Here is a 19449-nt window from a genome sequence, read left to right as displayed (position 1 = left end):
GTCAAACGCCTCCCGGCCCCGACACGGCCGAGACACACGCTCCGCACGCCCCGCGCCCCTCGACACACCACGTGCTCGGTTAGTCGCCCCGCGGTCCCCGCTCCCGCCGCCCCGGTGCTCGCGGCTGGTACGGAATCGGGACGTACTCGACGCTGGGTCGCCGCTGTGCAGTCTGCGGGTAGAGATCCATCAGCGCATAGATCTCCCGCGGCATCTGGTCGCTCACCGGCAGTCCGAGCCCGCGCGCCTGCGCCACGTCGATCGGGTAGTCGTGAGTCCACTGCCCGCCGCTCAGGGCGCGCGCGGCGCGGTCGGCCTCCTCCGGCGGGAGATGCTTGACCAGCAGGTTGTAGGTTGTCGCGTGGACCTGCTCGAGCGCCTTGCGTGCCATGTCGCCCAGGATCAGGGTCTGATCGTCGCGATTCGGGTTCGGCTCTTCCAGGGCCTTCAGGATCGAAGCCGCGGGGTAAGAGCCGCCCTGTGGGCTGCCGAGCTGCGGGTCCACCGGGCCGAGTACGGCGTCGGGATCCATCACGATCTCGTCCGCCCCCAGCGCGATCAAGGTGCCACCCGACATCGCGTAGTGCGGGACGAAGACCGTCACCCGCCCTTTGTGGCGCCGCAGCGCCTCAGCGATCTGCTCGGCGGCGAGGACCAGCCCGCCGGGCGTGTGGAGCACCACGTCGACCGGCATGTCCTCCGGGGTCAGCCGGATCGCGCGCAATACCTGCTCCGAGTCTTCGATGTCGATGTAGCGTGCGATCGGGAAGCCGAGCAGGCTCATCGTCTCCTGGCGGTGGATGATCGTGATGACGCGCGATCCGCGCATCCGCTCGATCTGCCGGATCATCGCCCGGCGCCGTATCGTCTGGAGCTGTCGCTGCAGCACGGGGACGAACAACTGGAGCAGGATGATGAGCCAGACGATGTTCAGAATATCGCCCAAGGCCCCTCTCCCCTCGATCCGAGCCGCGCCCGCACCGGAACGCTGGCAACGACGGCACCCGGTGCGCCGTCCACTACCATGCTACGATTACCGCGATTCCCTGCGGCAGAGCGCGGTGCGGATGTACCGCAGGGGTTGCGGAGAGGCCGAGGATGCGTCAGCAACTCCGGCAGCAGCGCCGTCGTGTAGGGAACCGGTTCGTCCAGCAGCTTGCGCTGCTCGCGACCCTGCTGTGCTTCCTCGTGTCCGCTGCGCTCACTACGCCGACCCCGGCGGGTGCCGCACCGAACCGTGTGTACGGCGTCACCATTCAGGGCGTCGTCAACCAGTTGACCGCGGATCACATCGTCCGCGTCCTCAACGAGGCCGAACGCGAGCACGGTGCGGTCCTGCTGGTTACCATCGACTCGCCCGGCGGCGTCGACAGCGCCATCCGCCGGATCACGCAGGCATTTCTCGCCGCCCGTATCCCCGTCGTCGTCTACGTCGGACCGGAGCCACAGGCCGAGGCGCTCTCCGGGGCGATGTTCATCACCCTCGCCGGACACGTCGCCGCCATGGCCCCGGACGCCGTGATCGGCGCCGCTCTGCCGGCAGGCCTGGCGGAGCGGGCCAGTCCCGAGGAGCGCGAGCAGCGCATGGCCAATGCGCTCCAGGTCGCCGCGACCACGGCCGAGGCGCGCGGGCGGAACGTCGATGCTACCGTCGACGCGGTCCGCGCCGAGGAGGTACTCTCCGCCGACGTCGCGGCGGCTGACGGCATTATCGACCAGGTGGCGCCGAGCGTACCACTCCTCCTGGAGCATATCGACGGGCTGGAGGTCCGCACCGCAGCCGGCACAACAACACTCGACACGCGCGAGGCGCCCATCCGCTGGATGACGCTCACCCTGCGGGAGCGGGTGGCCCAGGTCATCACCAACCCCAACGTCGCCTACCTCCTCTTCAGCACCGGCGTGCTCCTCCTGATCATCGCGGTCTATGCCTCCGCGCACCTGCTCGCCGGGATTCCCGCGATCGTGGCACTCGCGACGGCGATCATCGCCTTCGGCAACCTGCCGACCTCCTGGGTGGGCCTTGGTCTCTTGACCGCGGGAGCGCTCCTCTTCATCGTCGAGTTGTACACACCGAGGGTGGGCCTTCCCGGCGCCGCGGGCGTCATCTGCTACCTGATCGGATCCTTCACGCTCTACCAGCCGGTGCGGCAGGAATCGCCGTTCGCGCCCGTCGTGCGCGTCACCCCCTGGCTCGCCGTCGGCACGGTCTCCTTCTTTGTGGTGGCACTCCTGCTGATCCTGCGCTCCCTGTTCCGTGCGCGGCGCACCGCGCTGGCCTCGACGGCCGCAACGCTGATCGGCCGCACCGGCGTGGTCGTGCGACCGCTCGACCCGATCGGAACCGTGCTGGTGGCCGACCAGGAATGGGCCGCCACCTCGACCGAGGCTCCGCTGGGCGAAGGCTCACCCGTGCGCGTGACGGGAAGCGAGGACGGCATGCTCCGAGTCACGCCGCTCCCACCAGAGGCCGCGGAGTCCAACTCGCGCGAGGAAGCTCACCCCGGCTCGCGCGCCCCATAGGGCGTGCCTTGCTCTAGACGCGCCCGGTTCGCCATACTAGTCGCCGGTCTAGGAGAGGGGGGACCGTGGCTGCCACGTACTCGTTTGATATCGTGTCCGACTTCGATGCGCAGGAGCTGCGCAACGCCGTCGACCAGGCGATGCGCGAGATCAACACGCGCTACGATCTGAAAGACACCCGCACTGAGATCGCGATCGAGAAGGACCGCCTCGTGATCAACACGGCCAGCGAGTTCACACTCAGCGCGGTCCGCGACCTCCTCGAAACGCGTGTGGTGCGCCGTGGACTGTCCCTGAAGATCCTCGACTACCAGGAGCCCGAGAACGCCAGCGGCGGGCGCGTCCGGCAGGTCGTCTTGCTCCGGCGCGGGATTCCGGAAGAGCTCGGCCGCCAACTCGTCAAGCAGATCCGCGCCGAGTTCAAGAAGGTGACGCCCCAGATCCAGGGCGACGCCATCCGTGTCTCCGGCAAGAGCAAGGACGATCTCCAGGCCGTGATCCAGCACCTCCGCGGCCAGGACTTCCCGGTCGCCCTCCAGTTCGTCAACTACCGGTGAGCCGGAGGAGTATTGCGTAGTGCGAATTGCGTGTTGCGTACTTCGTGGTCCGCGTGGCTGGTGACGAGGCAGACGCCGGGGACCTGCCAGGGAGACGGAGGCACCCCTCCACGGAACACGGAACACGCAGCACGGAACACGGAATGCACAGTACGCAATACTCTCCAGTCAGGAGCCAATGGTGAACGAGTCCTTCCACATCGTCACGCTCGGGTGCTCCAAGAACCAGGTCGACTCCGAGGGCATTGCCCGGGTCCTGAGCCAGCATGGCTTGACGCCCGTCGCGCGCCCGGAGGACGCACGGGTCCTCGTCGTCAACACCTGCGGCTTCCTCGCCGCCTCTCGCCAGGAGTCCGTGGGCGTCATCAATGAGCTGTTGGAGACGCGCCGGCCCGATCAGGTCGTCATCGCGGCCGGATGCATGGCGTCGCTCGACCAGCACCGGCAAGAGATCCCCGAGGGCGTCGACGCCATCCTCTCCACCCGTGAGTGGGCGAACATCGGCCACGTCGTCGGCCGCCTGCTCGGCTACGAGGACATTCCGCCGGAGCCACCGTTCGACCCGGCCGGGATGCTCACGACGTTCACCCGCCGCGATGCCGGCCCAAGCGCGTACGTCAAGATCGCCGACGGTTGCGACCACGGCTGCCATTTCTGCGTCATCCCGCTGATCAAGGGCCGGCAGGTTTCCAAACGTCCGTCCGACGTCATCCGGGAAATCCGCGAGCTGGTCGATGGCGGGACCAAGGAAGTCATCCTGGTGGCGCAAGACACCATCCGCTACGGGGCGGACCTGGGGATCAAGAACGGCTTGCCCGGGCTCCTGCGCATGATCGCCGAGGAGGTGCCCGACCTCCCCTGGCTCCGGATGCTCTACATCTACCCCAGCCCGCTCACGCTGCGGCTCGTGGACGCCATGACTGAGCATCCGATGTTCGTCCCCTACCTCGACATGCCCATCCAGCATGCCGACCCGACCGTGCTCCGTCGCATGGGCCGACCGAGCAGCATCGACATGACGCGGCGGCTGATCGACCACGCCCGCAATCGGCTGCCCGACGTGACCATGCGCACCACCCTGATCGTCGGCTACCCTGGGGAGACGGAAGAGCAGTTCCAGCGGCTGTACGACTTCGTGGCCGAGATGGAGTTCGACCACGTGGGCGTCTTCACCTACTCCTACGAGCCCAACACGAAGAGCGCGCTGCTGGACAACCCGGTCCCGCCCGAGGAAGCCGAGGCGCGGCGTGCCGCGATCATGGAGCTGCAGCAGGGCATCTCGCTCAAGAAGAACCAGGCCCTGGTCGGGCGCACGTTGGAGGTCCTCATCGAGGCCGTCGGTGAGATGGAAGACGAGCGGGGACGCACCGAGCCCATCTCGGTCGGCCGGGCACGGCGACACGCACCCGAGGTCGACGGACTGGTCTTCATTCCCGGCGCGTTGCCGGTCGGGGAACTGATTCAGGCACAGGTGACGGCGGCGAGTCCGTACGATCTATGGGCGACTCCGGCGGTGCGGTCAGCGGACGAGCGACGTCGGCGCCGCGGCCGAGCAATTCCCCTTCGAGTGGAGAGCCGATAGGGAAGACCCGCAGCGCGCTGCCCGGTCGGCCCGGCCAGACGCGCTGGAACATGACCCACTGCTCCGGCACGCGCCGGATGTTGCGCTCGAACGCAGCGATGAGCCGCTCCAGGCCCACGCGGATATCGGCGTCGATGTCATCGGTGCGCGGTACCACGAACGGCTGCTCGATGACCATCTCGTAGCCGCCATCCACGCGCGGCGCGAAGGCCGGGACGATCGGCGCACCGGTCTGCCGAGCGATCCGGATCGGCCCGGGTGGCAGGGTCGTCTCATGGCCGAAGAAGACGGCGGGCACTCCGCTCTGGAAGAAATCGCGATCCGCCACGATCCCCACCACCGCGCCCCGCTCCAGCGCCCGCACGACGCGGCGCACCCCGCCCGGCGTGGCGTGCTCCAGCTTTAGACCACGGCTCCCACGCAGATAGTCCACCGCGGCGTGGATGAATTCGGGAACCGTGCGCGTGGTAAGCACGGTCACGTCGAAGCCGCGAAGCGCGAGGATCTGAGCCACGAAGTCGAACGCCCCAAGGTGCGCGGTGGCCATGATGACGCCACGCCCTTGTGCCAGCGCATGATCGACCACCTCCCACGCCCCGGGAGGCACGCGCACCATCTTGTCCAGCCGATCGGCCGGCATGCGGGGCACCCGCAGCATGTCGGTGAAGTTCCGGGCACTGGTCTGGAAGACGCGCCGCACTACCCGGTCCACCTCGTCCGCCGGGGCATCCGGCCCCAACACCCGCGCGATATTGTCCCGCACATTGCGGCGGTAGGTCGGGAAGAGGTGATAGATGACGATGCCCGCCCCGTCGGCCAGCCAGTAGACCCACGCCTGGGGTAGCCGATAGAGAACATGGCCGAGGAGCCATGCTAGCGCGACGCTCACGCGCGTCTTGAGCGAAGGCTGGACGCGTTGACGGGTATTGCCGGACAATCGCTTACCCCCGATTTCGCGTCCGGTGTGCGCTTAGCGGAACTCCTCGACCGGCCAGCCGAGTCGCTGCGCGATGATGTACAGCCGGTCATTGGGGTTGATGCAAACCGGATGCCCAAACAGCCGCAGGACCACCTCGTCAGTGTGGTGGTCCGCGTAGCAGAACGACTGCTTGAGGTCGATCTGCGCGTCCTCGGCGAACCGGCGGATCAGGAGCGCCTTGGCCGCGCCGTACGGGTGCAACCCGGCGAGCCGGCCGGTCAGGCGCGCGTTACGCGCGTCAGGCTGGCTGCAGATCACGTGCCGGACGCCCAGCATCCGCGCCATCGGCTGCAAGACGTACGGCAGCGACCCGGACAGGAGCACCGTCTGGTGCCCCTGCTGGATGTGGTAGCGCACGCGCTCGATCCCGCGCTTGGCCAGACGCGGGCCGATCATCTCCTCGAAGCAACGTGCCCCAAGGGCAACCATCGTTGCCTCCTGCTGGCCGCGCAGCCAGGGCCGGTGCGCACGCAGATCCCGCACCGGATGACGCCAGCCGCCCACCGCGAGGAAGCGCAGCGTCTCCGCCGCCGCCCGCGCGCCCAGCACCCGCTCCCGCAGGAGGAAGCGAAGGAACAGCCGCTCCGCCGTCGTGTCCGGCAGCAGCGTCCGATCCACATCGAAAACCGCCGCGATTACTGACATTGCTTATCGTAGCCCCGTACGTAGTACATCGCGTCGAACAACACGGGCACTCCGCGCACGATGGTGAGCGCGAGAGCGGCGTACACCATGAACCACCCCGCGGCCCGGAGCCATTCCTGGTCGTACAGCGCGGCGAAGCTGGTGCCGCTCGCGTCGGGCAGTCCCGCGGCGAAGAGCCCCGCCAGGAAGACGAACCCCAGGCCCTTGGCCGCCCCGTAGAACGCCCGCATGAAGCGGGATGCCGTGAGGAACCGGCTCAGCGGCGTCAGCATCATCGTGTTCGCGCCGAAGGCGGACTTCCCCTGCGAGTAGCCGATGCTCCGCATCGCGTCCACCAAGAAGCCGCGGGTCATCACCACGAGGGGTGCCCAGACGCCGATCAAGCCTAGCTCCGCGAAGACGATCCAGAGCGCGTTCTCCACCACCCGGTCGCCCGCGATGTCCAGGACCGCCCCGAACTCGCTGGTCGAGTTCCGCCGCCGCGCCACGAAGCCGTCGAGCCCGTCGCTCAGGAACACGACGACGATGAGGCCGATCGAGAGCAGCGCCAGCGGGTAGGAATGTGTGTAGATCAGCGCGATGGTCACAAACAGGAGGACTAAACGACCGACCGTGATGAGATTGGCCATCGTCCTCCGCCCGGCATTGCACCCGCGCCTGCCTCAGCCGGCTGGGCGACCCACACGTACACGGCGCTCACGCGATACACACCCGGCTCATTATAACAGAGGCATCTCACGGATTCGGCGTCGCGCTGAGCCACTGGGGCACCAGAGCGATCCAGGTCTGCCCCTCGCCCAGCGGCACTTCCTGCTGTGTGGCCGGGTCGATGAAGCGGAAGGTGCCGTCCGGCCCGGTCCGTTCCCAGTGCGCGCCGTAGCGCTGCCCATCCCGGAAGATCCAGGCGTCACCACCGCTGTGCAGGTCGACATCGAGCGAATAGGCGCCCAGCACGTCTTCCACGATGTCGGTCGTCGTGAACGTCGTGAAGATGACGACAACGTTGCGCGGCGCGATCTGCTCGCCCGTTTGGGCGTCGCTATGCGGCACCCCGTCCATGAAACGCAGGTACCGGTTGGTCCCCGGGTCGTACTTGAACGACACCGGGCCGGCGGAGTACGGGATATCCACACCGGAGGACGGCAGCCCACCGGGAGGCGGCGGGCCGAAGGTGAACGACTGCCCGGTCGTGGGCCGCGACCAGCCGAGCCGGTCGGCCACCGCGCGCAGCGCGGGGATCGAGGTGTAGAGGTTGTGCGGGGCGAAGCGCGACCAGTCGCGCCAGCCGGCCTCCGCCGCGTTCCCCTCGACCACCAGCAGGTCGATGCCCGACTGCCACAGCAGGTTCTGTACGCCGATCGACGCGCCGGAGTAGGCCAGCATACCGTCGTGCGCCGGCACCACCTCCAGGTCCACCAGCCGGGCGCTCCGAACCGGCCCAACCACGTCGGGCGCCTTGGTCTGGTAGAAGGCGGTGAACCGGGTCAGTTGCGCCTCGGTCGGCGTCTCGTAGACCACGTCGGCCTGGGTCAGCCCGGTGTGCGGCCGGGCCGGGGGCGCGTTGTCGATCTGCACGGCGATCGGCCGCGGCGGCTCCGCCTCCATCGGCTCACCCGTCAGCGGCGACCGGAACGCCACCGGTGTCGGCGTGGGCTGCGGCGTCGGCGTTGGGGTCGGCGACGGTGTCGGGCTCGGCGTCGGGGTCGCCGTCGCCGTCGGCTCAGGCGTCGCCGTTGGCGGCACCGGCGTGGGCGTCGCAGACGACCCGAGGGTGCACGCCGTCGCCACGAGCGCGATGGCGCTCAGGAGAATCGCAAGCCGCCGCCTCATTTGGTTTCCTTCCCACACTCTCGACCCGAGCGAGCTCAGGGCTACTTTCAACCCCGAACGTACACCATGGCCAACTGGCCCGGGCTTGGCCCGCAGAGTACGTACGCGCCTGATCAGAGTACGTACACTCGAACCAGGTGACCCCACCAAGTCAAACGCGCCGGGGAGCAGATAGTTTCACCGCCGCTTCCAATCCGCCGGCTCAACTGACTAAGGTGATCAGCGCGACCCAGGCACATAGTTGGACCAAACAGGTTCCGCCCAGGAGGAACCGCGCCGCGAAACGGTCGAAGGTCACGATACTCCAGGCAAGCCCGAAGTTGGCCAGGGTCACCAGCCCCGTGATCAGCGGGAGCGTCCAGATCTCACGCGGTGAGCCGATCCGGTCGGGGAGCCCGTTCACGTTCCAGTGGAGGGTGATCGACTGGGGAATGCTGTCGTACGTGAGCAGGACGTACCCGACCATCAGGAGGTTGAACAGAATCGCAATCGCCAGGAAAGCCCGGGCCACCCGATCGCCCAGGAGAATCGGTCGCAGCAGCGGGCTCACCCCACGGCCGGGCGCTGCGATCTGGTACGAGCCCGTCGCCGTCGAGGCCGCCTCGGGCTGGTCCCCGCCGGCGCCACGCCGTGGCGCAATCACCGGGTATTGCATGGTCCACCCGGCCTCGGCGAGCCGCTGCGCGCCCTGGCCGGGAGCCACGGTCGGGAAGCCGCCGGTGCGCTGGGCATCCAGTGCACGACGCAACCGCCCGTACTCCTCGACGAAGAGGACCGGGCGCTCAGGCGAGATGGCGAAGTGCTCCGTCTCGGTGGAGATGAGCAACTGGCGGCGCAGCGGCAGGGTCGCCACCACGCGGACGGGGCCGATCATGTCCTGCCGGACCCCGACGTAGTACCCCGGCCAGAAGCGCTGCCAGCGGCCCGGCCGCTCCTCGAGCACGTCGATCGCCGGGCCGATGTACGTGACCGCCGCCAGGTCGATTACGTAGCGACGACCGGCCCAGCGGATCTCGAGGAAGTCATCGCCGAAGGCGTAGCCGATCGTGGTGTACCCATACACGAGGTACGCCGCGGCCGCAGCCACGGCCGTGAACAACACCGCCGCCACCCAGACGGCCGGGGCGGGCAGCGGCACGCTGGCGATACCCAGCAGCACCAGGATCGCGCCCCCGGCGCCCAATACGCTGAGGATGATGATCAAAAGGCCGATCAGGCCACCGGGTGATGCGGCAGCCCGCCACCGGCCGAGGGTGGCGTCTACCGGTGCTTTGGGCAGCGTCCCCTACCGCCTCGCGGTCACCCCCCCCCCGCCCGGCGCTTGCCGGGCGACGGACTGGGTACGAAAGGGTCCGACGGCGGTTTCGTCCCTCGCCGGGATGGGATGGATTGCCGAGCCGGACCGGCCGTCGCGCAGCCGTCGCGTTTACGCTCCCATCCCTCGCTCACCGCTGCACCCGCCGGCCCGGCGGCTGTTCTAGGGTGTCGCCGTCGGCTCCGGCGTGGCCTCGTCCGTGCCGGGCGTCGCCGAAGGCGGGAGCGTCGGCGTGGGCGACGGCGTCGGCGTCGGAGTCGGTGGCGCGTCCGGCGGTGGCACGAACTCCGACGGCTCAGGCGTCGGCGCCGGCGCCGGAATCTCCCAACGGATTGTTACCGCCGCCCGCTGCTCCTCCAGCCACTTGGAGAATTGCTGGTTGCGCAGCGTCTGTAGCGTCGACACGTCCACCGGACGGTCCGCTTCCTTCTCGAACACCTTGATGATGTGCCAGCCGAACTGGGTCTGCACCGGCGCGCTGACCTGGCCCGGCTCCAGGCTGAAGGCGACGTCCTCGAAGGGCTTGACCATCAGCCCGCGCGGGAACCAGCCCAAGTCGCCGCCGTTCACCGCGGTGCTCGAGTCTGCGCTCTGCTCCTTCGCCAGTTGGGCGAAGTCCGCGCCCTGCCGTAGCTGCTCCTCAATCGCCTTGGCCGCGTCCTCGGTGGCCACCAGAATGTGCGCCGCGTGCACCTGTTCGGCGCGGGTGGGGATCTTCTCCTGAAGCTCGTACGCCACCTTTTGGCGCGCCGCTTCGGGCAGGACGACGAGGCGCCGGAAATCGGCCTCGCTCATCCCGGCCTCATCCAGCACGTTCCGCTTGTACTGCTGGAACGTCGCGGTCGCGGTGGCCTGAACCGCGTCGGGGCTCAGCGTCGGTGTCGGTGTCGGAGTGCCTCCCGGCGTCGCCTCCGGGGTGGCGTCCGCCGCTGCCTCAGGGGTACCGCCGTTGCTCGCCCCCTCATTGCCGTTTTCCGCAGTCGGGCTCGCCGAGGGCGTGGCGGCGCCCGCCCCTTCCGTGGCTTCCGGCGTCGCCTCAGGCGTCGACTCCGGTGTCGGCGTCACCTGCGCCTCGGCGGTAGCCGTGGCCCACGCCGCAGCGGTGGGGTCGACCCCCAGCGTCGGGGTCGGGCTCGCAGACGGCTGGGGAGAGAAGAACTGTTCCATCGTCTGCTCGACGTCCGCGTCGGTAACGCTGAGACCGAGGGTGTCGAGCCGCTGCAGCACGACCTGGTCGTCCACCATCTGGCTCACGGTGGTGCTCTCGACCGGGTCGCTCTCCACGCTATCGAGCTGGGCTAGCGCCTGCTCGGCGAGCTGCTGGTACTGGACGCTCTGCTCGCCCTGGGTGAGCTGCGCGATCTGGGAGTACTGCTGCACCTGGTTCAGCAGCTCCAGCTTGCGCATCTTCCAGTAGTCGGCGCGCTTGATCTCCACGCCGTTGACGCTCGCCAGCGTCTGGTTCGGAAGGTACAGATACTGGTAAATCGCGCCGGCCGCCAGGATGCCGACAAGCAGGACACCCGCCACCACCACGCCGAGGATCACCATGCGCTGGCGGTGTTCTTCGCGCTCACGGCGCGACATCCACCGCTGTTGGGAGGTGGCGGATCGTGAGCGGCCGGACCCAATCCACTGTCGCAACTGATCTCTCATGAGGCTGCTTTCGTCTCCGACACCCGGCGAATCTCCCCGTGATCCCGGCGTCCCCAGCCGCACGCGACCCCGGACGCCGGGCCGGACGCACCCGGCGTGGATGCGGCGAGGCGATCAGCCGCGCGGGTGGATTCCCGCGCGGCTGGCCCACGTAGTCTTACTGCGTGAACGGAAGCAAGGCGACGTGACGCGCCCGCTTGATCGCCACCGCGAGCGAGCGCTGATGCTTCGCGCAGGTGCCCGTCTGGCGGCGGGGCTCGATCTTGCCGCGTTCGGAGATGTAGCGCCGAAGGCGGCCGATGTCCTTGTAGTCCACCTCGTCGATGTTATCCATGCAGAACGCGCACACCTTGCGGCGCGGATAGTACCGCCCGCCGCCGGCGAAGCGCCGGCGCCGCGCCGTGTCCGTGCGCGCGGCCGCTTGCGCGCTGGGCCGCTCCTCCGTCTGCTGCGCCGTGGCCTGGCCGCTCGGCTGCTCCTCAGTCTGCTCGGCGGCCTGCTGCTCTTGCTGCTGCTCTTCTGCCATCGTTGTCCTTCCTCGATCGATCGTCGTTCATGTCGTGCGTCTGATCCGACGTACCCGGGATGTCGTGACGATACCTAGAAGGGTACGTCGTCGAAGTCGTCTTCGGGCGGGCCAAAGTCAGGCGCTCCACCCTGCTCGGCCGGGATGCCCCGCTCGACAGGCATCCCCTCACCGCGGCTGGAGAGGATCAGGACCCGGTTGGCCACGATCTCAACCGCCGTGCGCTCCATACCGTCGTTGCCGGTGTAGCGCCGGATCTGCAGGCGACCCTCGACGTAGACCTTGGTCCCCTTGGTGAGGAACCCCTTCGCCGCCATGTTGTCGACCTGCTCGGCCAACCGCTCCCAACAGACCACGGTGAACCAGTCGGTCTCGTCCACCCACTGGTCGTCCTGCCCCCGCCGGCGTCGGTTGACTGCCACGGAGAAGTTCGTGACCGGTGACCCACCCGGGGTGTAGCGCATCTCCGGGTCGCGGCCGAGGTTCCCGATGATCTGAATCCGGTTGAGTCCCTGGAACATGCCGCTGCTCCTTCAACTAGGAGCCGGTCACTCCGCTGCTTCGACAGCTTCCGACTCCGCAGGAGCCTCCGGCGCGGCAGGAGCCCCCTCCTGGCGGATCAGAAGATACCGGATGACCCGCTCGTTCAACTTCAGGTCGCGCTCGATCTCAATGATCCGCGACGGGGCACTGTTGAAGTGGTACAGCACGTAGGTCGCATCCCGGAACTTGTTGATCGGGTACGCGAGCCGGCGGCGCCCCCACGGCGTGTCCCGCTTGACGTGGGTCACCTCACCGCCGTGCTGGGCGATCAACGCGCTGATCCCGTCCACCTCCGCGGTGAGCGCCTCATCGGTCACCTCGGGGCTGATCAGCACCATCAACTCGTATGGTCGCGGAAGTGGTTCAAACGTGGGCAACGAGACCCCCTTTCTCCGGGCTTACGCTGGCCGAGCCACCGGACCGTTGCCATCCGGCGCAGGCAACAGCGCAGAAAGGCTGCTACACACGTTCACGGCACACATCAGCCGTGACCCCGCGATCATTCACGGGGAATCGGGTGGATTATACCGGCAAGATGACCCGCAGCAAAGGAGCAGCGCCCAGCCGCGCCCCGCACGACGCGAACAGCCTATCGCGCAACCGGGCTACTCATGGCATACAGTAGTGTACCGTACCCCGCGGCAGGCGCGGCTCGATCGAGGAGAGGAGCAGGACCGTGCGAATCGACGACGACATGGTCGATGTGGTGGTGGTGGGCACCGGCAACGCCGCCTTCTGCGCCGCCCACGCGGCGCGCGATCACGGCGCCCGCGTGCTCATGCTCGAAAAAGGCTCGGAGGACTGGATCGGCGGAAACAGCTACTTCACCGCCGGGGCCTTCCGCATCGCCTTCGACAGCCAGGACGACCTCGTCGCGCTCCTCGCCGATCCGTCGGACGAGCGACTGCCGCGCACCGATGTACCGCCCTACCCAGCCTCGGCGTTCCTGGCCGACCTCGAGCGTCTCACCCTCGGGCGCACCGACCCCGTGCTGGCCAAGATCCTCGTCGAGGACTCGCTGGACACGGTCCGGTGGCTGCGCGACCACGGGATCCGGTTCCACCTCCAGTACCACCGGCAGGCATACGAGGTCAACGGCCGGTTCCAGTTCTGGGGTGACCTCCCGCTGGGGACAGTGGGCGGCGGCGAAGGGTTGATCGAGCAACACCGCGCGGCCACCGAGACACGCGGCGTCGAGATCCGCTTCGATTCGCCGGTAGTCGGGCTTCTCCGCGATGCGTTCGGGGCGGTCACCGGGGTGGTGGTCGACGGGCCGAACGGTCGAGAAGAGATTCGCGCCCGCGCGGTGGTCCTGGCCTGCGGCGGCTTCGAGGCGGACCCGCGCCTGCGTGCCGCGCACCTCGGCCCGGGCTGGGACCTGGCGAAAGTGCGGGGCACGCCGCACAACACCGGCGAAGGCTTGATGGCCGCGCTGGAGATCGGCGCCCAGGCGTACGGCCACTGGAGCGGGTGTCACAGCATCCAGTGGGACGCCGGGGCACCGCCTGCCGGAGACCGGATCATCACCAACCGCTTCTCGAAGCAGTCCTACCCGATCGGCATCGTCGTCAACGTCCACGGCCGGCGCTTCCTCGATGAGGGAGCGGACTTCCGGAACTACACGTACGCTCGCTACGGCGCAGAAGTCCTCAAGCAGCCGGGTGCCCTCGCCTGGCAAATCTTCGACGCCAAGACGACGCCCCTGCTGCGCGACTACGAGTACGAGATCCCCGGTGTCTCGCGCGTCGAAGCCGAGACGATCCACGATCTCGCCGTCGCGGCCGGGATCGATCCGGCGGGCCTGGAGCAAACCGTCGCCGAGTTCAACCGGGCGGTGCAGCCGGGTGAGTTCAACCCCGCGATCAAGGACGGGAAGCGGACCGAGGGGATCACCCCGCCCAAGAGCAACTGGGCCGTGCCGATCGACACCCCGCCGTTCGTCGCCTTCGCCGTTACCTGCGGCATCACCTTCACCTTCGGCGGCCTGCGCATCGATCCTCAGGCACGCGTCCTCGGGCGGAACGGACAACCGATCCCCGGGCTCCACGCCGCAGGGGAGCTGGTCGGCGGCATCTTCTACCACAACTATCCGGGCGGTTCCGGGCTCACCAGCGGTGCGGTCTTCGGGCGCCGGGCCGGCGTCTCGGCCGCCGCGCACGCGGCCGCCGTGGGGAACCGGGGATAGCGACGCGGGCGGGTCACGGCGTGCCCTGGGCCGTGGGATGGCAGGGATGACCGGCATGGGGGGCGACAGGGATCACACCTCCAGCCACGCCAGCCCTGATCACAATGCGATCAAACCGGCAGTTCCTCTTGACCCCACCCCGCACTGCGCTATACTGAACCCAGCAAGACCTTCGGGGCAGGGTGCGGCGCGCAGCGCCAATTCCCGACCGGCGGTGATAGCCCGCGAGCGGCGCAAGCCGCAGGATCCGGTGGAATTCCGGGGCCGACGGTAAAGTCCGGATGGGAGAAGGTTGCCACCTATCCCGCATGGCGCACCCGAGGAGTCTTCCTCGGGTTTCTTGCTGTCCTACAAGCGCGACGCGGGTCCCCGAGGCTTGACAGAGCTGGATCGGCCGCCGACGCGGCCGTGCGCACGAGGTGCCCAACTGCGGGGCGTTTCGTGGTGCCCTATCCGGAGCGAGGATCATGGCTCGGACGGCCCGCACTGTTCCTGTCGAAGAACCACCTGCATCTCCGATCCTGCGCCAGGACCCTCAGGTCGCACCCATCCCGGCGCCTGTCGAACGTAAACGCGAGCGACCGTCGCCTGCGGGTGCGCTCCCGCAGCGCGCAGCGCGGTGGCTGCCGGCGTTCGTACTCGGCGTCCTGGCCCTGGGGCTCTGGGCGGCACTGAGCCGCTCCGGCGCCGTCTCCTCGTTCCTCCTCCCGGCACCGGGCGACGTTGCCGAGACCTTCGTTCGCGCGCTCCGCAGCGGCCTGTTCTGGCGCTATGTACGCGTGACGCTGGTCGAGAGCCTGGCCGGGTTCGCACTGGGTACCGCCGTGGCCCTTCCCACCGGCTACGCCATCGCCCGGAGCCGGTTGCTGTCGCGCGCCCTGGAACCCTACCTCGCCGCCAGCCAGGCGCTGCCCGCGATCGCGCTGGCTCCACTCCTCGTCATCTGGCTCGGCTATGGTTTGCGCGCCGTGGCGGTCCTCTGCGCCCTCATCGTCTTCTTCCCGATGGTGGTCAACACCGCACTGGGTCTGCGCACGCTCGACCCGGAACCCGTCGACGCCGCGCGCGTGGACGGCGCCGATCGGTGGAGCCTGCTCTGGCACATCGAGTTGCCCCTGGCGCTGCCCAGCATTCTGGCCGGGATGCGCACCGGCCTGACGCTCTCGATCACCGGCGCGGTCGTCGGCGAGTTCGTCCTGGGCGATCGGGGGCTGGGCGGCCTGCTCATCATTGCCCGCGGCAACTTCGACACGCCGCTCGTCTTCGCGACGCTGCTGATGCTGGTGGTGCTCGCGGCGGCGATGTACGGTATCGCCCGCCTGGTCGAGCGTTGGTTGTCGTACCTGGAGGAGTGAGATGGATTCGCGGGGGAGAGGGAGTGCGCTGCTGGCAGGACGGCCTCGGCTGCTGACGCTGCTGCTCGTCGCGGGGCTGATCATCGCAGCCTGCGGCGGTAACGCCGGGGCGGAGCCCACACGCGACGTCACCATCGGGCTCGGCTACGTGCCCAACATCCAATTCGCACCGTTCTACGTCGCCGACGCCCTCGGCTATTACAAGGATGAAGGCCTGAAGGTGACCTTCCGCCACCACACGGTCGGCGAGGATCTGTTCGGCGCCATCGTAGCCGGACAGGAGGACGTCATCTTCGCCGCGGGCGACGAGGCGCTCCAGGCCCGGAGCCGCGGCGTCGATCTCGTCTACGTGGCGCAGGTCTGGAACCGCTACCCCGTGGGGCTGATCGTCCCCGCCGACTCGGACATCCAGAGCGTCGCCGACCTCCCCGGCCACACGGTCGGGATTCCCGGCAAGTTCGGCGCGACCTACATCGGCCTGCTCGCCCTCCTGAAGTCCGCAGGGCTGACTGAAGAGGATGTCGATATCCAGAGCATCGGCTTCACCCAGGTCCCGGCGCTGCTCGACAAACAGGTCGATGCCGTGATGGGCTACCTCAACAACGAGCCACTCCAGCTCGAGAAGGCAGGGATGCCGGTCCGCACCATTGCGGCCGCAGACGCGCAGCCGCTCATCTCGAACGGGTTGGTCGCACTGGGTGACTATCTCAATTCCCACCCGGACGACGTCCGCGCGGTGATCGCCGCGACGCTCAAGGGGGTGCAGTACACGCTCGACAACCCCGAAAAGGCCGTCGACCTGAGCAAGGACTACGTGCCCGGCCTCGACACCGAGGAGAATGCTGCCGACGCCCTGGCCGTCCTCCAGGCTACCCTCCCGCTCTGGCAGACCAGCGGCAAGATGGGCGAAAGCGACCCGGCCGCCTGGGAGTCGATGGCGCAGTTCCTCGACGAGATCGGGCAGCTCGGCGGCCCGGTGAACGTGACGGAAGCGTTCACCAACGACTACTTACCCAAGTGACGGCCTGCCCCGGCGTTCCGGGGCGCTGTGCCAGCCTCCGGCACAGGGTATGCGCGGGCAGCGGCGAGCAGGAGCGCGCGTCGTTGCCCGCGCAGTCATTTGGGACGCCCGCGATGGATACCCATCGGCTGTACGAGCCGCTGACCGAGTCCGACCTGTACCCACTACGGGACATCGCGCTGGCAGAACACGCCGCGTTCTTCGTTCGAAATCCGCACCTGGAGCACGCGTACGCCGATCGCCTGATCGGGATCTGCCTCTGCCAGGGCGCCGCGTCCCACTACCTGGATCCGAGCATTGGAGTGAAGGACTTCGACATCTGGTTCTTCTACCGGGAGGACCCTGGCGCTCGGATCCCCCACCGCGCCCGGAAGCGGGTTCCTGACGGCCCGAAGGGCCGCCCGATCGACTTCCTGCGGCGGGCGATCCCGGCGACCGTGGCCGAGCGCTACGCTGACGACCCTGGGGGAGCGATCATGGCATATCTGCTTCAGCGGGATACGAAGACGAAGCGCGCTCTCCTGCAGAAGGCTGTGATCGGTCTCGCCCCCGACGCGCTCTTCGGACGCATCCTCTGGCGCGGCACCGTGGATCATGCGGCTTCCGGGGGGTGAACTTTGGCGAGGGGAACCAACGAGCGCGGCCGCTCTCCGGGCTGCGCTCCATTCGTCCCTGGATCCCTGTGGCCGGGATCATCCTCTACCGCGGGTAGCACGACCATCGGCCCCACCGCTACCAGCCACAACGCGACCAGCGTCACGATCATTACCATCACCATAGCGGGCCCTCCCTGCGTCGTGGTCCTAACCGTCCAGACGCGTCCTTGCGTCCGACAACTCTAGACTAGGCCCGGCGAATCACCACCGATTGACACGTCTGTCACGAAATCGTGAACTACCGCCACATTTCGCCGCCCGTTGACGGGTCTTCCTGACCCTTCTATAATCCTGACGTCATACCGCGCCGCATTGGATCATGTGCTCCCATCCCCGCATGCGCGCTGCGGTGGCGTCCGCTCGCAAGGAGCACCGCGTGGTCGCTTCCCGCTGCTGGACGCGGGTCATTTTCCCGCTGCTCTGTCTCACGCTGATCCTGCCCGGGTGCACGGTCCGCGGTGGCACCGCAACCACGTCACCCGAGGCAACAGCGACGATCAACGCGGTCCCCAGTGCCGATCCGACGCCGGCGACACCCGAGACCGGCGGATCGCTCATCATCGCCATCCCAGAAGAGCCGGACACGCTCAACTTCACCCTCACCGACCAACGCGCGGCACGCTGGGTCATCAGCAGCCTCAACGCGCGCCTTATCCGGGTGCGCGGCGACGGCACGCTCGAGCCGCAGCTCCTTGGCGATATCCCGACTCTCGAGAACGGCGGCATCACCGAGGACGGTCGCGTCTACACCTTGCGCTTCCGCGAGGGGCTGCGCTGGTCCGACGGAGAACCGCTCGACGCCCGCGACTTCCAGTTCACCTGGCACACCATCACCAACCCGGCGTACCCTGCCGTCGACCGGAGCGGCTGGGAGCAAATCGAGTCCGTCGAGGTCAGCACCGACTTCCTGACCGCCACGGTGCGGCTGCGCGAGCCCTCGGCATCGTTCCTCGAGACGGTCTTGGCCGGGTCCGGCGCCAACAGCGCCGGGCTCCTCCTGCCCGCTCACGCACTGGAAGACACGGCGCCGCAGGACATCCCCAATTCCGGCTTCGGAAAGGAGACGTATGTCGGGAGCGGCCCGTTCCGCCTCGACCGCTGGACCGAGGGCGAGCAATTGGTGGTGGAGCGGAACGAGCACTTCGTCGGGCCGGAACCGCTCCTGGAGCGCATCGTCCTCCGGTTCGTCTCCGACCCGCGCCAGGCGATCACCTATCTGACCACCGGCGAGGTGGACCTTGCCGTCGATCTCCCCGAGACGGCCCTCCCCGACCTGGCGCAGGCGCCCAACGCGTCCTACCTGCTGACGCCCCGCGGGGGCGCGGTCGCGTCGTACGCCTTCAACCTCAATAACCCGGACGCGCTCGACCAGCCGCACCCGATCTTCAGCGACCCGGCAGTGCGGCTCGCCATCGCGCTGGGGTTCGACCGCAACCGCATCGTGAAGGAGTTGTTGTTCGATCAGACCACCGTCGGCATCACCCCCCTCGATCACACCCCGTGGCAGGATCCATCCCTCACCGCCTACCCCTTCGACCCGGTGCAGGCGGCCAGGGTGCTGGACGCAGCCGGGTGGACGGTACAACCCGACGGCATCCGTGCCCGCGACGGCGTCCGGCTCAGCTTCACCCACACGACGACGCTCGGTGAGGACCCCGATTCCGTGCTGCGCCGCCAGATCCAGGAGGCGTTCATCGAGGACATGCGCGCCATCGGGATCGAGGTGCAGCCCTACAACTACCCCCTGGTGCAGATCGAGGGGCCGCGAGGCGTGCGTGCCACCCGCCGATTCGACATGATCGACCTCATCGACGAGCGGCGCGGCGGCCCGGAAAAGCTCGTCCGGTTGTTCGCCAGCGACGCCATCCCAACAGCCGCTGACCCCACCGGCGGCAACGCGATGGGTTACGTCAACTCAGATGTCGATCAACTTCTCGTAGCCCAGGCCCGCGAGCTCGACCACACCGAGCGCAGCCGCCTGATCGACCGCGTGCAGCGGCAGGTCCACGAGGATGTGCCGCTCATCCCGATCTACGCCCACCTGGAGATCGACGTCAGCCGTCGCTACGTGCAGGG

The 19449-nt window shown here is 68.3% G+C and carries 16 protein-coding genes, 2 pseudogenes and 1 riboswitch; of the genes and pseudogenes, 8 read left to right on the top strand and 10 right to left on the bottom strand.

The window, feature by feature from the left end:
* Nucleotides 1-79 precede the first annotated feature (79 nt).
* Entirely contained in the window at nt 80-946 is an 867-nt protein-coding gene (locus IRZ30_RS08095) for a hypothetical protein (protein WP_294084385.1), read from the bottom strand.
* Nucleotides 947-1098: 152 nt separating this feature from the next.
* On the opposite strand from IRZ30_RS08095, the gene IRZ30_RS08090 reads away from it, so the two are divergent.
* From IRZ30_RS08090 to rimO, 3 genes are all read left to right on the top strand, one after another.
* Nucleotides 1099-2523: an NfeD family protein gene (locus IRZ30_RS08090; protein WP_294084384.1), complete on the top strand. Its 1425-nt coding sequence runs from the start codon at nt 1099-1101 to the stop codon at nt 2521-2523.
* A gap of 65 nt (nt 2524-2588) precedes the next feature.
* The gene (locus tag IRZ30_RS08085; RefSeq protein WP_294084383.1) at nt 2589-3080 is read left to right on the top strand and encodes a YajQ family cyclic di-GMP-binding protein; all 492 of its coding nucleotides are present in this window, start codon (nt 2589-2591) and stop codon (nt 3078-3080) included.
* A gap of 178 nt (nt 3081-3258) precedes the next feature.
* The gene (gene rimO, locus IRZ30_RS08080; RefSeq protein WP_294084382.1) at nt 3259-4662 is read left to right on the top strand and encodes a 30S ribosomal protein S12 methylthiotransferase RimO; all 1404 of its coding nucleotides are present in this window, start codon (nt 3259-3261) and stop codon (nt 4660-4662) included.
* Nucleotides 4663-4708: 46 nt separating this feature from the next.
* Here rimO and IRZ30_RS08075 read toward each other — a convergent pair.
* From IRZ30_RS08075 to rpsF, 9 genes and pseudogenes are all read right to left on the bottom strand, one after another.
* Nucleotides 4709-5551: pseudogene (locus tag IRZ30_RS08075) on the bottom strand (lipid A biosynthesis acyltransferase); the annotation flags it as partial.
* Nucleotides 5552-5632: 81 nt separating this feature from the next.
* Complete coding sequence (locus IRZ30_RS08070; protein WP_294084381.1) at nt 5633-6286, bottom strand: HAD-IB family hydrolase; 654 nt, start codon at nt 6284-6286, stop codon at nt 5633-5635.
* Complete coding sequence (locus IRZ30_RS08065) at nt 6277-6915, bottom strand: CDP-alcohol phosphatidyltransferase family protein (protein WP_294084380.1); 639 nt, start codon at nt 6913-6915, stop codon at nt 6277-6279. The genes IRZ30_RS08070 and IRZ30_RS08065 overlap by 10 nt, the downstream gene beginning before the upstream one ends.
* Nucleotides 6916-7021: 106 nt before the next feature.
* Entirely contained in the window at nt 7022-8116 is a 1095-nt protein-coding gene (locus IRZ30_RS08060; protein WP_294084379.1) for a DUF3048 domain-containing protein, read from the bottom strand.
* A gap of 202 nt (nt 8117-8318) precedes the next feature.
* Entirely contained in the window at nt 8319-9320 is a 1002-nt protein-coding gene (locus IRZ30_RS08055) for a DUF1648 domain-containing protein (protein ID WP_294084378.1), read from the bottom strand.
* Nucleotides 9321-9593: 273 nt separating this feature from the next.
* Nucleotides 9594-11018: a peptidylprolyl isomerase gene (locus IRZ30_RS08050; protein WP_294084377.1), complete on the bottom strand. Its 1425-nt coding sequence runs from the start codon at nt 11016-11018 to the stop codon at nt 9594-9596.
* A gap of 229 nt (nt 11019-11247) precedes the next feature.
* A pseudogene (rpsR, locus tag IRZ30_RS08045) lies at nt 11248-11466 on the bottom strand (30S ribosomal protein S18); the annotation flags it as partial.
* Between the two features lie 221 nt (nt 11467-11687).
* Nucleotides 11688-12134 carry a single-stranded DNA-binding protein gene (gene ssb, locus IRZ30_RS08040; protein WP_294084376.1) on the bottom strand — a complete coding sequence of 149 codons (447 nt, stop codon included), beginning with the start codon at nt 12132-12134 and terminating at the stop codon, nt 11688-11690.
* Nucleotides 12135-12161: 27 nt separating this feature from the next.
* Nucleotides 12162-12533, bottom strand: coding sequence for a 30S ribosomal protein S6 (rpsF, locus tag IRZ30_RS08035; RefSeq protein ID WP_294084375.1), 372 nt, complete (start codon nt 12531-12533; stop codon nt 12162-12164).
* Between the two features lie 317 nt (nt 12534-12850).
* On the opposite strand from rpsF, the gene tcuA reads away from it, so the two are divergent.
* The 5 genes from tcuA to IRZ30_RS08010 form a co-directional block, all read left to right on the top strand.
* On the top strand, nt 12851-14341 hold the full coding sequence (gene tcuA / locus IRZ30_RS08030; protein WP_366945329.1) for an FAD-dependent tricarballylate dehydrogenase TcuA: 1491 nt from the start codon (nt 12851-12853) through the stop codon (nt 14339-14341).
* Nucleotides 14342-14505: 164 nt separating this feature from the next.
* Nucleotides 14506-14638: riboswitch (FMN riboswitch) on the top strand.
* Nucleotides 14639-14808: 170 nt separating this feature from the next.
* Nucleotides 14809-15696 carry an ABC transporter permease gene (locus tag IRZ30_RS08025; protein WP_294084373.1) on the top strand — a complete coding sequence of 296 codons (888 nt, stop codon included), beginning with the start codon at nt 14809-14811 and terminating at the stop codon, nt 15694-15696.
* A gap of 1 nt (nt 15697) precedes the next feature.
* Nucleotides 15698-16717 (top strand): ABC transporter substrate-binding protein, encoded by a 1020-nt coding sequence (locus tag IRZ30_RS08020; RefSeq protein WP_294084372.1) that lies wholly within the window; start codon nt 15698-15700, stop codon nt 16715-16717.
* Nucleotides 16718-16830: 113 nt separating this feature from the next.
* Nucleotides 16831-17331 (top strand): hypothetical protein, encoded by a 501-nt coding sequence (locus IRZ30_RS08015; protein ID WP_294084371.1) that lies wholly within the window; start codon nt 16831-16833, stop codon nt 17329-17331.
* Between the two features lie 418 nt (nt 17332-17749).
* Nucleotides 17750-19449 (top strand): peptide ABC transporter substrate-binding protein (locus tag IRZ30_RS08010; protein WP_294084370.1); only part of this gene is annotated, 1700 nt, incomplete at its 3' end.

The sequence above is a fragment of the Sphaerobacter sp. genome (assembly GCF_019683595.1).
Taxonomy (GTDB): Bacteria; Chloroflexota; Chloroflexia; order Thermomicrobiales; family Thermomicrobiaceae; genus Sphaerobacter.
Note: the sequence above shows the minus strand (reverse complement) of the source record. Positions and strands in the feature narration are given on the sequence as shown.

What these genes read in the sequence shown, in the direction of transcription:
- IRZ30_RS08090 (WP_294084384.1), top strand. Translation starts at nt 1,099, where the DNA reads ATGCGTCAGCAACTCCGGCAGCAGCGCCGTCGTGTAGGGAACCGGTTC.
- rimO (WP_294084382.1), top strand. Translation starts at nt 3,259, where the DNA reads ATGGTGAACGAGTCCTTCCACATCGTCACGCTCGGGTGCTCCAAGAAC.
- IRZ30_RS08070 (WP_294084381.1), bottom strand. Translation starts at nt 6,286, where the DNA reads ATGTCAGTAATCGCGGCGGTTTTCGATGTGGATCGGACGCTGCTGCCG.
- IRZ30_RS08065 (WP_294084380.1), bottom strand. Translation starts at nt 6,915, where the DNA reads ATGGCCAATCTCATCACGGTCGGTCGTTTAGTCCTCCTGTTTGTGACC.
- IRZ30_RS08060 (WP_294084379.1), bottom strand. Translation starts at nt 8,116, where the DNA reads ATGAGGCGGCGGCTTGCGATTCTCCTGAGCGCCATCGCGCTCGTGGCG.
- IRZ30_RS08050 (WP_294084377.1), bottom strand. Translation starts at nt 11,018, where the DNA reads ATGTCGCGCCGTGAGCGCGAAGAACACCGCCAGCGCATGGTGATCCTC.
- ssb (WP_294084376.1), bottom strand. Translation starts at nt 12,134, where the DNA reads ATGTTCCAGGGACTCAACCGGATTCAGATCATCGGGAACCTCGGCCGC.
- tcuA (WP_366945329.1), top strand. Translation starts at nt 12,851, where the DNA reads ATGGTCGATGTGGTGGTGGTGGGCACCGGCAACGCCGCCTTCTGCGCC.
- IRZ30_RS08025 (WP_294084373.1), top strand. Translation starts at nt 14,809, where the DNA reads ATGGCTCGGACGGCCCGCACTGTTCCTGTCGAAGAACCACCTGCATCT.
- IRZ30_RS08020 (WP_294084372.1), top strand. Translation starts at nt 15,698, where the DNA reads ATGGATTCGCGGGGGAGAGGGAGTGCGCTGCTGGCAGGACGGCCTCGG.
- IRZ30_RS08015 (WP_294084371.1), top strand. Translation starts at nt 16,831, where the DNA reads ATGGATACCCATCGGCTGTACGAGCCGCTGACCGAGTCCGACCTGTAC.